The 13,247-nt window shown below is 51.6% G+C and carries 12 protein-coding genes; 7 read left to right on the top strand and 5 right to left on the bottom strand.

Translation table 11 applies throughout. The annotated features are described in order from the left end of the window. Window positions 1-17: 17 nt before the first annotated feature. Window positions 18-1,244 (bottom strand): extracellular solute-binding protein, encoded by a 1,227-nt coding sequence (locus M0D42_RS01550; protein WP_265019857.1) that lies wholly within the window; start codon window positions 1,242-1,244, stop codon window positions 18-20. A gap of 87 nt (window positions 1,245-1,331) precedes the next feature. Beyond that, window positions 1,332-2,381 carry an ABC transporter ATP-binding protein gene (locus M0D42_RS01545; RefSeq protein WP_265019856.1) on the bottom strand — a complete coding sequence of 350 codons (1,050 nt, stop codon included), beginning with the start codon at window positions 2,379-2,381 and terminating at the stop codon, window positions 1,332-1,334. A 171-nt stretch (window positions 2,382-2,552) separates the two neighbouring features. Between M0D42_RS01545 and M0D42_RS01540 the strand changes: the two genes are divergently transcribed. Then, window positions 2,553-3,569, top strand: coding sequence for a nuclear transport factor 2 family protein (locus tag M0D42_RS01540; RefSeq protein ID WP_265019855.1), 1,017 nt, complete (start codon window positions 2,553-2,555; stop codon window positions 3,567-3,569). Beyond that, window positions 3,566-4,447 carry an amidohydrolase family protein gene (locus tag M0D42_RS01535; RefSeq protein ID WP_265019854.1) on the top strand — a complete coding sequence of 294 codons (882 nt, stop codon included), beginning with the start codon at window positions 3,566-3,568 and terminating at the stop codon, window positions 4,445-4,447. The genes M0D42_RS01540 and M0D42_RS01535 overlap by 4 nt, the downstream gene beginning before the upstream one ends. Before the next feature lie 310 nt (window positions 4,448-4,757). On the opposite strand, the gene M0D42_RS01530 is transcribed toward M0D42_RS01535, so the two are convergent. From M0D42_RS01530 to M0D42_RS01520, 3 genes are all read right to left on the bottom strand, one after another. After that, the gene (locus M0D42_RS01530) at window positions 4,758-6,026 is read right to left on the bottom strand and encodes an ABC transporter permease (protein WP_265019853.1); all 1,269 of its coding nucleotides are present in this window, start codon (window positions 6,024-6,026) and stop codon (window positions 4,758-4,760) included. Beyond that, window positions 6,023-6,829 (bottom strand): ABC transporter ATP-binding protein, encoded by an 807-nt coding sequence (locus tag M0D42_RS01525; RefSeq protein WP_265019852.1) that lies wholly within the window; start codon window positions 6,827-6,829, stop codon window positions 6,023-6,025. Before M0D42_RS01525 ends, M0D42_RS01530 begins: the two co-directional genes overlap by 4 nt. 108 nt (window positions 6,830-6,937) lie before the next feature. Next, a complete protein-coding gene (locus M0D42_RS01520) occupies window positions 6,938-7,933 on the bottom strand; it encodes an ABC transporter substrate-binding protein (RefSeq protein WP_265019851.1) in 996 nt (331 codons plus the stop codon). 160 nt (window positions 7,934-8,093) lie between these two features. Here M0D42_RS01520 and M0D42_RS01515 point away from each other — a divergent pair, with 160 nt between their 5' ends. The 5 genes from M0D42_RS01515 to M0D42_RS01495 all read left to right on the top strand — a co-directional run bounded on the left by M0D42_RS01515 (window position 8,094) and on the right by M0D42_RS01495 (window position 13,233). Further along, window positions 8,094-8,903: an IclR family transcriptional regulator gene (locus M0D42_RS01515; protein WP_265019850.1), complete on the top strand. Its 810-nt coding sequence runs from the start codon at window positions 8,094-8,096 to the stop codon at window positions 8,901-8,903. Window positions 8,904-8,971: 68 nt separating this feature from the next. After that, window positions 8,972-10,276: an NAD(P)/FAD-dependent oxidoreductase gene (locus M0D42_RS01510; RefSeq protein WP_265019849.1), complete on the top strand. Its 1,305-nt coding sequence runs from the start codon at window positions 8,972-8,974 to the stop codon at window positions 10,274-10,276. Window positions 10,277-10,426: 150 nt separating this feature from the next. Beyond that, on the top strand, window positions 10,427-11,863 hold the full coding sequence (aldA, locus tag M0D42_RS01505) for an aldehyde dehydrogenase (RefSeq protein ID WP_265019848.1): 1,437 nt from the start codon (window positions 10,427-10,429) through the stop codon (window positions 11,861-11,863). Window positions 11,864-11,947: 84 nt separating this feature from the next. After that, complete coding sequence (locus tag M0D42_RS01500) at window positions 11,948-12,340, top strand: cupin domain-containing protein (protein ID WP_265019847.1); 393 nt, start codon at window positions 11,948-11,950, stop codon at window positions 12,338-12,340. A gap of 77 nt (window positions 12,341-12,417) precedes the next feature. Continuing rightward, window positions 12,418-13,233 carry an SDR family NAD(P)-dependent oxidoreductase gene (locus M0D42_RS01495; protein ID WP_265019846.1) on the top strand — a complete coding sequence of 272 codons (816 nt, stop codon included), beginning with the start codon at window positions 12,418-12,420 and terminating at the stop codon, window positions 13,231-13,233. Window positions 13,234-13,247: the final 14 nt, after the last annotated feature.

Raw genomic sequence — 13,247 nt, 5'->3', positions numbered from 1 at the left:
TCTCGACGACGGGCTTCTTAGAGGAAGCCTTTTTCTTTTGCTGCTGCGGTGTAAGCCGCTTCAACGTCTTTCAGAGCTTGCTCAGCGCTTTCTTTGCCCTGCATGAAGTCTGTCAGTTCAGCGCCCAGCGCGGTGTGCATTAGGCCCATGAATGGGAGCATTGGGTAAGGGATTGTGCCGGATTGCGCCGCCGCAAAGACACCTTCAGCCGCTGGAGTTGGGTCGTAGCCATCGATCAACCAAACTGCTTGGATCGCGGTTTCTTCGTCATCCAGAATTGCAGGGCGGATCGCGTGTGTCAGTGCTTTGAAGGTAGATGACGCTTCATCGTCAGAGACGTTTTTCGCGACGGTCCAACCGTCCCACCACAGAGTAGATGCAGGTGTGGAGCCACCGCCAACGGTCATTGGGCCAGCAATCGCGAAACCATCAACAACCTCTTGAGGAACGCCATCTGCTTCTACAAGCGTAGCCGCACGGCTGCCCCACATGTTCATGAGAGCAACGTTACCCGCGCGGTATTCTGCGTTGGTCGCGTTGGAGTCATGTGTCAGGAAGTCTGGGTTCATGTACTCAGATAGCGCCTTCATCATTTCCAGAGCTTGGACGCCCGCTTCGCTGTTCACGCTTGGAACTGCAGAACCAGCTTCGAAGTGTTGACCACCGAAGCCGAGGAACATGTTGTTGAATTCCTGCGCCAGGTTCCAGCCTGCTTTATAGGCACCGCCTACTGGGTTTTCCATGATGCCCTTTTCGCGGATCATCTTGGCTGCTTCCAAAAGCTCTTCGTAAGATTTTGGAGGCTCAACACCAATCTGGTCGAGAACATCTTTGCGATACACAAGGTGTTGCGCGTTTGCCATGAAGGCCACCGCCATGACTTTGCCGTTGATGGTGATCAACTGGTTTTTCTTAAGGCCTTCGCCATGCGCAGCGACCAGATCGTCCAGCGGACGGATCACGTCTTCGTTCATTAGTGCAACGATGGAGGAGTTCGCAACAATCGCAGATGTGTATTCAGCTGGGTCACCTTGCATACCAGCCAGATTGATTTTCTGGTGGTCAGCAGTCAGGTTTTTGGACACTTCACCACCGGTACATTCGGAAGCGCCAGCGCCAACAGTTTGGATCGCTGGGAATTCGTTACCAACGATATTCACCCGTGCGTTGATTTCACAGGCAGCGACCGCTGTGCTTGAAAGCAACGCCATGCCTCCAGCAAGTGCTAGTTTCTTCATGAACATTTCAAGTTCTCCCTAGTTGGTTCTGGATGCATCTTCGAAGGCTGCACCCTTATTTCCCGCTTAAAGTCACGGGGTTTCGCAGGGGGGTTAGCCCCCCAATCGCGCACCTGTTTGAGCGTCAAACAAATGGCAATGTTCCTTTGGAACTTGGATTGATACGGTGTCATCGATCTCAGCGCGGTAGGCTTTGTCAGCCTTCACCGAGATCAGCGCGCCTCCGATGCGAACGGACACCATGGTCGCGTCGCCCAGAAGTTCCATCGTGTAAATCGGAGCATTGATTTCAGCTTTGCTGTCTACGACTTGAGCGTCTTCTGCACGAAATCCCAGGGTCAATGGCCCATCAGGTGCATCCAGACCTGCGATCTCAACATTGTCTGCGGTAAATGTGCCGCCTTTCATCTCACCATCCATAAGGTTCATAGCAGGAGAGCCAATAAAGCTGGCGACAAAGGCGTTGGCCGGTTTGTCATATATGTCGGTAGGGGAACCAACCTGCTGAACCACCCCGCCCTTCATGACAACAACACGGTCTGCAAGCGTCATCGCTTCGATCTGATCGTGCGTCACGTAAATCGTGGTCACTGCAAGTTCGTGACTCAAGTTTTTGATTTGAGCGCGGGTTGATACGCGCAGCTTAGCGTCAAGGTTGGACAGCGGCTCGTCCATCAAGAAGACGTTTGGCTCTCGCACAATTGCACGCGCCAAAGCCACACGCTGACGCTGGCCGCCAGAGAGCTCTGCAGGCTTGCGATGCAGGAAGTCATCCAGTTCAACCATTGCTGAGGCGCGACGTACTTTTTCATCATGGGTAGATGAATCAATGCCACGAACTCGCAATGGGAAGCGGATGTTTTCATAGACGTTCAGATTTGGATAAAGCGCGTAGCTTTGGAACACCATCGCCACGTCGCGATCTTTTGGCTCCAGATCGTTCACGACCTTACCGTCAACCAGGATCTCCCCTTCGGAGACATCCTCAAGACCGGCGATCATGCGCATTGTAGTGGTTTTGCCGCAGCCTGATGGACCCAACAGAACCAAAAATTCTTTGTCAGCAATCGTCAGATCAAAGTTGTCAACACCAACAAAGGATCCCCAACGTTTGCCAACGTTGCGCAATTGAATTTCGGCCATGTGATCCCCCTGATGGATTCTTTTGGTGATTTTGCATACGTTTGCAAAACGGTAATGCTGCTGGGTAACTTCTGGCAAGACTTTTTTGCATACGTATGCAATTATTAATGTGGCTCGCGAGGCATCGACAAGCTGAACACAAATCAAACATCTAATAACAAAGGAAAAAACGTGTCCTTCACAAAGCAAAAGCGACTCGTTCTTGACTACTATCAAGCGCTAGATACTGCGCATCCTTCAGAGGTTGTTAGCGCTGTCACGGAATTTTGCTCAGAGGACATGCTCTGGCGCGGGTTCCATCCGTTTAATGAGATTCGCGGTTCAAAGGATGTTGCAGAGCGCTTCTGGCAGCCCCTCAAACAGAGCCTTTCGGGCATGCAACGACGCCTGGATATCTTTTTTGCTGGTGACAACATCTATGCCGAACCTGGTGGTGTTTGGGTGTGTTCAATGGGTCATTTGATGGGGCTTTTTGATAGCCTCTGGTTGGGCATTCGCCCAACTGGCAAGCTCGCATTTCTTCGCTATTCAGCCTTTCACAAGGTCGAAGATGGTAAGATCACCGAGACAGCGATGTATTTCGACATCCCCCATCTAATGATGCAAGCTGGCCAGAACCCCTTCCCTCCCGAAACAGGTGCGCATCTCGTGCAACCTGGACCTCTAATGCATAACGGACTTCTTTTTAGTGATCACGATCCTGCCGAGGGGCAAAAGACATTGGACGTGATTGCACAAATGGCGCGCGATCTTGGACAATGGGATTCAGGAATGCCCCTCGAAGAAGAGCTCCGCCGCACCTGGCATGAAGACATGCTCTGGTGGGGCCCAGCTGGGATTGGATCGACCTACACCATTCCACGTTATGCGGATCAGCATTCTCGTCCTTTCAGGGCATCCTTCTCCGAACGCTCTAAAACCAAGCATCTATGCCGGATTGGTGAAGGTCATTTTGGTGCGTTTTTTGGCTGGCCGAACTTTGTCGCCACGCCAACTGGCGGCTTCATGGGCATGCCGGCTACGGGAAAACCTGGTGAGTTTCGTGTGATCGATCTTTATCGTCGCGAAGGTGATAAGCTTAAGGAAAACTGGATTTTCATCGACCTACTGCATTTCTGGAAAGGCCAAGGCGTTGATATCTTGGAGCGCAGCACGGGAATTGAAACGCCCAAAGAGGCGACACGATGAGGATTGATGCACACCACCACCTCTGGGATTTGACAGCCGTTCACTACCCTTGGCTCATGGCAAAGGGGGAACCTCGTTTCTTCGGTGATCCTGCTTCCATTCAACGCAACTATTTGCTGGATGAATTTACAACAGATGCCAAAGCTCATGGCTTCGAAGCATCCGTGCATATTCAAGTGGGTGCAGCGGATCCTTTGGAAGAAGCACGCTGGGTTCAATCCATAGCAGATTCCAATCCTCTCTGGCCGATGGTTCAAGTCGCATTCTGTGATTTAACTGCCCCCGATGCAGATGCGCAGCTAGATGCGATACAAAGCCTCTCCACAGTCCGTGGCGTTCGTCAGATTATCGGTCGGGCGCCGGGCGAGGACGCGCAAACTGGCACGAACGAGGTTTTAGATAATCCGCTATTTGCAGAGAGGCTTAGAGAGTTGGCAGATCGAGGCTTAAGTTTTGATCTGCAGCTTCTGCCCGAATTGATGGTGAAAACTGCAGATGTTTTATCCACTGCGCCAAACACCAAAGTCGCGCTGTGTCACGCAGGCTCCCCATATGATCGCTCTGACAAAGGAATCCAAGCATGGGGAGAAAACCTTAAATCCCTGTCTGTGCTTCCAAATGTGTACTGCAAACTTTCAGGGCTTGGGATGTTTGAACATGATTGGACAGAAAAAAGCCTTCGTCCAATTCTTGATACCGTAATAGAGCAATTCACGCCCGAACGCACCATGTTTGGGTCAAATTTCCCTGTCGATTCAATAACCTCCAGCTACGATGCTTTGTTCAATCTATACGCAAACAACACAGAAGACATGCATCATGATGCGATCTTCGGCAAAAGTGCCAACGTGTTTTATCGTATCGGTTTAATTTCCTGAAGTGAGCGCCTGAATAAAGTACCACCCATGGAAAAGCTCTAAAGGTTGAAACTGATCCTTCGCTGAAATTGCGAAAATGGTGTGTCAGTTCAGTCAAAGAAGCCAATGATAGATAAATGGCGCGAAATGCGACTTTGTGCTCAAGTTCAATTGAGACATCAGCAAATACCGCGTACATTATTTGCGCAAGATCGGATTGCAGCTCTTCGAAGTGATTTGGGAAATGCTTGTGTTGATATGGTCTTCCATCCATCAATGCGCTCAAACAGCATATAAGGATGCGTGGCGGCCGTGAGGCCGCCACAATTGCTCAGCTTCGACCTTTCCAAGGCACAAGCTTTCTTTCAGCCCAGCGCATCAATACGTCGATGCCAAATCCAATCACACCGATCAGGATGATGCCCATGATCACGATGTCTGTGTTTTGGAACCTCGAGGCCACCATGATCATCATGCCCGCACCCTTTTCCGCAGCAACCAGTTCTGCCGCAACAACGGTGCCCCAGCAGACCCCCATTGCAACCCGTGCACCGGTAAAGATTTCCGGAAGTGAATTCGGGATGATCACGTGACGCATGATCTGCGCTTTGGAAGCGCCAAGTGAATAGGCCGCGTGGACCTTAGAGATATTCACGCCTGACACACCTGACCGTGCTGCGATCGCCATGATCCAGAGCGCTGCAAGGAACAGCAAGATGATCTTTCCAGCCTCGCCAATCCCAGCCCAGATGATCACAAGCGGGATCAATGCCAGCGGTGGAACAGGACGCATAAATTCTACGATTGGGTCAAACCAGCCGCGGAACCAATTGGACAGACCCATAGCGTAGCCCAGTGGAATGCCCGCCAATGCGCCAAGGACAAAGCCCGCAATAACGCGGAAGAGCGAGTATCCAAGGTGTTCACCCAAAGTGTAGTTGCGGAAACCTTCGCTGATGATTTCACCGAAGCGACTAAAAACTGCTTCGGGAGCAGGCAACCAAATGGGTTCCATCTGCCAACCAGTGTCAGGCACAATGTTCAGGGTCCCGCGTTGTGACATTGTTACGCGACCAAAGTCGGTTTGAATGTCATCACCCGGGGCGATGGATTGACCGTTCACGGCAGTGATTTTGGCCCCTTCATCTCTACCTTGCTCATCATTGCGATCCAGTCGAGCCAATTGGCTACGGTAAGCCGCGATAATAAGAGAGTCATTCTTGGCGAAACCATCACCCGCTTCCACTTCAGGAACGTCGGGTTTCAGGGTGCCCTCATAGACCAGGACGGTTACATCCGCGTCGTCCTGAGCGCCGTCGGAGGCTTCGACGGTGTAGGAAAAAGTCGCCTCACCTACAAAAGGACCTGGAGCGTGCAGGAAGCCTGGCAGGATTTTGGACCCGGTGAAGGCGCCCCAAATCACAAAGATAGTCAGGATAGAAATAACGGAGGCCGTGCGATCAGAAGTGACCGCGCTTTCGTCTCCGAAGGTGACGGTTTTCAGTGAGTTGAAACCACTTTTTGTCGCCTGACCGGCAATGGCTTTCACAATGAAAAAAGAGGCAATGAAGATACCTGCATAAATCAGAATAGGAATCATGCTGCATCCTCCGAGCGGCCCATAATTTCTTCTTCCATATCCCAGATCATGCTGAGGATTTCGTCGCGCTTTACTGCAAAGTCAGGATGTTTTTTCACTTCACGTAAATCTTGCCCAACTCCAAGATCAGCAAAGGGCAGCCGGTATTCGGTATGAATGCGACCCGGCCTTGGGGCCATCACCAAGAGACGTTCACCCAGCAAGAGAGCTTCTTCCACAGAGTGGGTAATCAAGATGATGGTCTTACCAGTTTCTTTCCAGAGCTTCAGAACCAAGGACTGCATCTTTTCACGCGTAAGCGCGTCCAATGCACCTAGAGGTTCATCCATCAAGATCACATCAGGATGGTTGGCCAGGCAGCGTGCGAGGGCCACGCGTTGCTGCATCCCGCCGGAAAGTTCGTAAATCGCTTTCTCTTTGAAGTCTTTAAGGCCGACGACCTCCAACAAATGATCAACTTCTGCGCCGTAATCGCTTTCGGATTTTCCAGCCATACGTGGACCGAAGCTGACGTTGTCACGCACGCTCATCCACTCAAACAGCGCGCCTTTCTGAAAGACCATGCCGCGTTCAGCGTCGGGTCCATCGACGCGATGCCCGTTCAGCGAAATTTGACCTGAAGTTGCGCCGAGAAACCCGGCAACGATATTGAGGAGCGTGGTTTTGCCACAACCTGACGGGCCAAGCACGCTCATGAGCTCGCCCTGTTTCAAGTCTAGGCTGACATCTTGAAGCGCTTGGACATGACCGCCATCGGGCAAATCAAAACGCATCGAGATGTTCTCGATTGATAGTCCTGTCATATTCCCTCCTGGAAAGGATGGATGGAGGTCTTAAAAATTGACCTCGAAATAAAAGATGGGAGTGAGGGGTAGCGGAGCCGGGGGAGACGGCTCCGCTTGAGTGTCAAATCAGCCTTCGTTGGCGATTTGCATTGTCTCGATGTTGACGTTGGTCTCGTAGCTAGGCTGAGAAGCACCGATGCTGCCCGCATTTACGAAAACGTCTGCCACACCTTTCATGAAGGTCTGGATACCGCCATCCATCCATTTTGCGGACAGCTGTTCATCAAGGCTTGGGAAACCCATTGTCGCAATCGCGCCGCGTGCCGCCTCAAGATCCATACCAGCTTCTTTCGCAAGAACCGCCAGCATTTCTTCGCCACCTTCACCGGAGGTCCAGCGTGTGTTTGCGTCTGCTGTTACCTTTAGGAAGGTCGCAACCAGGTCTGGATTTTCCGCTGCAAAGGCTGCCGGAGTGGATGTGACGTCAAACACCAGAATGCCGAGGTCTTCCTTCTCTGCACCTGTCAGCAATACGTTGCCATGTTCTTTCATGCGGGTCAGACCACCGCCGTAACCGCAAGCGAAATCAATCGAGCCTTGCGCCAGTGCCGCAGCACCTTCAGGTGGGGCCATATCGACGACGTCCAAGCTGGAAAGCTCCACACCGAAGTGATCCATCTGACGCAGGAAGCCGTAGTGTGCCGCTGTGCCCAGAGGCACTGCCACTTTCTTACCCGCCAGCTCGGAAGCATTGGTCTTGTCGATTTCCAGATCAGTGGAAACAACGCAGTTGTCGTTCTCAGAGTAAGTCACCGCAACGTCAACAATCTGAAGGTCCTGACCGGCAGAAGCCGCAACAACGAAAGGTGGGAGACCTTGGCTTACCGCGATCTGAACGTCACCAGATGCCATCGCTGCGCTCATTGCAGTACCGGTTTCAAAGCTTACCCAGTTCACCTTCATGCCAAGGGCTTCATCATATGCGCCTGAAGCTTTCGCTTCCATCATCGGCAATGGCCACTCAAGGAAATAAGCAACGGTAATCTCGTCGAGCGCCTGTGCAGGCACCATGGATGCGCTCAGTGCGGTTCCCGCGACAAGTGCTGTCATCAGCTTTTTCATTTTTGTCTCCTGTTGGATCAACTCTGCGGTGTGCAGCTCTTTCTATTTGTCTTGCATTGCGGAACTTTGGTCCCGCAAATCGATAGTAGTCAGGCATGGGAAGCTGCGTCAATATTTTTATTTTTGCTCAGAAAAGCAGCGCGGTTGCCAAGGCGCAGGCGTGTCGCTAGTTCTACATTGCAGTAGATGGAGTAAGAGAATTATGGGCAGATCAACTGAAAGTTCCATTGTCACAAAGTGTGCGACGGTCATGGATATACTGTCCGAGGCACGCCAACCCCTTGCTTTTTCAGAGATTGTAGAACGCACAGGGTTTGTGAAAAGCTCCTGCCATCGCATTCTCGCAGTGTTGCAAGGTGAAGAGCTGATTTCATACGACAAGCCATCTCGAACTTACCGGACCGGTTCTCGGTTACATCAATGGGCGCGTTCTGCTTGGCGAAGAATCGATCTACAACAAGTCGCTGCAGAACCGATGAATCGCTTGAGCGAAGCAACAAAGATGAATGCTGCCTTATCCATTCTTGATGGTCAGACGATTCTTTATTTGCGTACAGCGGACTATGTTCCTGTCCGATATGCGGCGCATTCCGGTGACCATGCCCCGTTGCATTGCACTGCTGCAGGTAAAGTGTTTCTTGCGTTTATGTCAGAAAATAGAAAGCAAGAACTGCTCGAAAGCCTTGAATACGAAAAATTCACGGAATTCACACTGACGTCCGCGGAGGAACTTAATCGGTCACTCTGGGAAACAAAAGCAAATGGCTATGGCCGCGCTGTTAAAGAAGAAGTGCTTCAGGTTACGGGTATTGCCGCGCCGATTTTCAACGAACAGGACGATGTGGTCGCCTGCATGTCTCTCTGGTCACTTGAGCAGGCAGCCGGTTCCGCCGATGTCATCGCGCAATCTGAAAAAGTGAAAGCAGCGGCTGAAGAAGTTTCCAAGATCATTGGTTGGCGATCGAGTTAAACTGTGGCTTGACCAATTAGCATATTGTCTCACATATTGATAGGCGTGTTCTGCAATATGAGATTCCGATGATTCAAAATACTCCGCCTGTACCACCGGTTCAGCAATCGTTGTGGCAGGCCACGGCACCGCCCGATACGCCACATGCATCCTTGGAAGATCAAATATCAGCGGATGTCACCATTATTGGAGCGGGCTTCACCGGATTACGAACTGCACTGAACTTGGTGGCAGCTGGGACAAAGGTAGTTGTTTTAGATGCTGCGGATGTGGCTTGGGGAGCGTCGGGACGTACCGGGGGACAGGTCAACCCGCTTCTTCCCTTCAACTCGCCAAAACAACTGCACCAGTTGCTTGGTGACACCTATTTTGAGCGAGTAACAGAGGCGTCCCTAAACTCTGCTGACGAGCTTTTTGAACTCGTGCGCACCTACCAGATTGAATGCCAGGCGCGCCAAAAGGGTTGGCTACGGGTCAACCATAGTTCCAAAGCACATCGCGCCTCACTGAGAGACATTGAGAACTGGCGTGCGTATGGGTCAACCGCAGAGGTGGTTGAAGGAGACGAGCTAAATCGCTTGTCTGGAACCAAATCATACTTGTCAGGTGTAATCACCCACAAGGGCGGCGCGGTGCATCCAAAGATGTTCGCACAGGGATTGGCGAAAGCCGCAACGGAACGCGGAGCGCAGTTTTTTGGAAAAAGCCCTGTGCTGTCACTGGCTAAGAACGGTCAAAAGTGGATCGCCAAGACACCTAAAGGATCCGTTCAATCCGATTGGGTCGTTGTGGCAACAAATGCCTATTCAGATGATCTGTTACCGGGATTGTCAAAAAGCATCGTGCCATTGACCCCTATCCAGATATCGACCGCCCCGCTTCCCGATGCGGTGATTAATTCGATCCTACCGGAAGGCCACACAATCTCTGACAGCCGGCGCGTCATCATGTATGCACGCCGTGAGCCAGATAATCGACTGGTTTACGGAGGGCTGGGGCGTCCGGGACCAGGCGAAACCCTGTCGGGATTTGACTGGCTTCAAAAAGATTCGGAGCGTGTCTATCCTCAGTTGAAAGGCGTGGAGTGGACCCACCAATGGGGTGGTCGAATAGCCATCACCGATGATCACTTGCCTCATCTTCACGAACCGCAACCCGGATTGCTTGCTGGTCTTGGCTACAACGGCCGTGGCGTCGCGATGTCGATGGTGATGGGGCGCGTCTTGTCAGAACGCGTTTTGGGTGCGGATGCTAACTCATTGTCCCTTCCCATTTCAAAAATCAAAACCGTCCCATTCAGGCGTAGTAAAATGTTTGGCATGGGTACGGCTATCTGGTTCATGCGAATATTGGATTACCTCGAGACCAGATGAGTGGTCTTGGATCTTGATTAAGGCGCGGCTTTACCGCGCCTTTTTTGTTGCGGTTCGTTCACGGTTGACAGAATCAAAATTGGAATCGAGTATTGCATTGCAATAGATTAGTTCTGCATAATAGAACTATGTATGGATCGGGAGGAAAGAATGACGATTCAACACCGTAATTTCATCAACGGCGGATTTGTCGATGCAAAGGCGCAGGGCGTAATCCCCGTGCTCAATCCAGCGACCGGTGCGGTCTTGTCTGAAATTCCAGAAACTTCACCTGAGGCAGTTGCCGATGCGATCGCAGCAGCTAAATCCGCCCAGAGGAGCTGGGAGGCAAAGGCACCAATCGAGCGCGCCGGATATCTGCGCCAAATCTCAGCAAAAATTCGTCAAAACGTGCCGGCGCTTGCTAAGGCCATCGTGGCTGAGCAAGGCAAAACCATGGGTTTGGCGGAAGTCGAAGTGAACTTCACTGCTGACTACATTGACTACATGGCAGAATGGGCGCGCCGTCTTGAAGGTGAGATCGTCACTTCCGATAACCCTAACGAAAGCATCTTCCTGTTCCGCCAGGCCATCGGGGTTGTTGGTGGCATTCTGCCGTGGAATTTCCCGTTCTTCCTGATCGCACGCAAGCTTGCGCCTGCCCTTTTGACAGGCAACACCATCGTGTTGAAACCGTCGGAAGAAACACCAAACAACGCGGCCATGTTTATGGATCTGTTAGCAGAAACCGACATGCCTGAAGGTGTGGTGAACATGGTTTATGGCCGTGGCGCCGTTGCGGGTGCTGCGCTTTGTGAAAACCCTGACGTAGGCCTTCTGAGCTTCACCGGTTCCGTAGAAACCGGCTCTCGGATCATGGGTGCAGCTGCCAAAAACATCACCAAAGTGAATTTGGAACTGGGTGGCAAAGCTCCTGCGATTGTCTTGAAGGACGCTGATCTGGATCTGGCTGCAGAAGCGATTGTTGCGTCTCGCGTCATTAACTCCGGTCAGGTCTGCAATTGCGCAGAACGTGTCTACGTGGAAGCCAGTGTCGAAGACGAATTCGTCGCAAAACTGTCTCAGAAAATGTCCGAACAAAAGTTCGGCAACCCAGCAGAAGACTTCAGCGTTGCCTACGGACCAATGATTAACAAAGCCGGTTTGGATAAGGTCGCAGGAATGGTCGAGCGCGCAAAAGCGGCTGGAGCATCGATTGTTACAGGTGGCGAAGTGGCTGACTTGGGTCAGGGCAACTACTACCAACCTACCGTTCTGACCGATTGCGCTCAAGACAGCGAGATTATGCAGAAAGAGGTCTTTGGCCCTGTTTTGCCAATCAACACTGTGAAAGATATCGACGAAGCAATCACACGCGCTAACGACAGTGAATATGGCCTGACTTCATCGATCTACACGCGTGACATCAACTCTGCGATGCAGGCCTGCCGCGAGTTGAAATTCGGTGAGACCTACATCAATCGCAACAACTTTGAAGCCATGCAGGGTTACCACGCAGGTGTTCGCAAGTCCGGCATCGGAGGTGCCGATGGCAAGCACGGCCTCTATGAGTTCACTCAAACTCATATGGTCTACATACAAAGCTGATCTCCCGTGTAATGGATTAGCTTTAACTAGGCCGGGCTTTTCAAAAAGCCCGGTCCTTTTCCTAAACAATTCGGAGTGGTCCTCATGAATGCTCAGAACTTCACCCACACAACGGCACAGCCTAAATTCATCTTATTTGATGCTCCAAAGGTGGCGCGCACCATTAAAGATGATAGCGCCAATTTGATCTCTGGAAAGGCAGAGCAAGGCGTTTGGCTTTACAGCAATGATACCCAAAGCGGATCCAAATTTGGCATTTGGGAATGCAATGCTGGCCGGTTTCGAGCAACAATGGATGGCATCACGGAATTCTGCCATATTCTTGAGGGCGAGGCGGAAGTCACCAACTTAGATGACCGGTCAACCCGGATTATTCGGGCTGGGGACTCCTTTGTGATGGAAGCGGGACTTCGCACCGAATGGTATGTACCGATTTACATCAAAAAGTGCTTTGCGATTAGCGAAACTCGTTTCTAACTGCGCTCGGCAGCTTCTGGCGAACACTGTCCTCCAGAAATGAGATCACAACAGATAACCTGAAAAGAAAGCCTAAATTGGATCCAAAACTACACAGTCGCAACGTACTGGTGACTGGCGCATCGGGAGATATTGGGGCTGCGATTGCGCGGCAATTGGCTTCTGGGGGCGCACATGTTTTGTTGCACTATCACTCTTCAAGAGATCGAGTTGAGGCACTCGCCGGCGAACAGGTATTCCAAACACATGGTGCCACCATCCTTCGGGCTGATCTGACAGTCGAGGAAGAGGTGCAAGACATGTTTTCCCGCGTGGCTGCGGATCGGGTCATCCACGATTTTGTCTGCAATGCCGGATATTTAAAAGAGGAACAAGTTGCTCTTTCCGACATGTCGCTTGAACAGTGGAACACGACCATTGAGCGCAACTTGACGTCGGCATTCCTAAGTCTGCGTGGATACCTCAATCAGCTTAAAAACGCGTCAACTCCACCACGGGATCCTTCGGTTGTCCTTATCGGTTCCATGTCAGGTGTTTGGGGGCAACCAGGGCATTCGGACTACTCTGCTGCCAAAGCCTCATTCACCAGCGGACTGCTGCCCACCCTTAAGGATGAAATCATTCGAATTGCACCGCAGGGGCGCGTCAACTTGGTTGCCCCGGGATTTGTGCGCACTCGGATGATCGAAGCCAAGCTGACAGCAAAGGATGAAATGATCAAAGTCCTTCAAACGGCGAGCCTACGGAAGTTCGCCACTCCTGAAGACGTCGCAAACGCCGTGACCTATCTGGTTTCAAGTCATCTGAGCGGGCATGTAACCGGAGAAACTCTGCGACTGGTTGGTGGCAAGGAGGGGCGCGTGTTGTTTGACCCCAGTGAAATTCAGCTTTGAGGGCTTTAAAATGA

It is taken from the genome of Cognatishimia activa (assembly GCF_026016445.1).
Classification (GTDB): domain Bacteria; phylum Pseudomonadota; class Alphaproteobacteria; order Rhodobacterales; family Rhodobacteraceae; genus Cognatishimia; species Cognatishimia activa_B.
The sequence above is the reverse complement of the archived record's forward strand: the minus strand, read 5'-3'. Positions and strand labels throughout refer to the sequence as shown.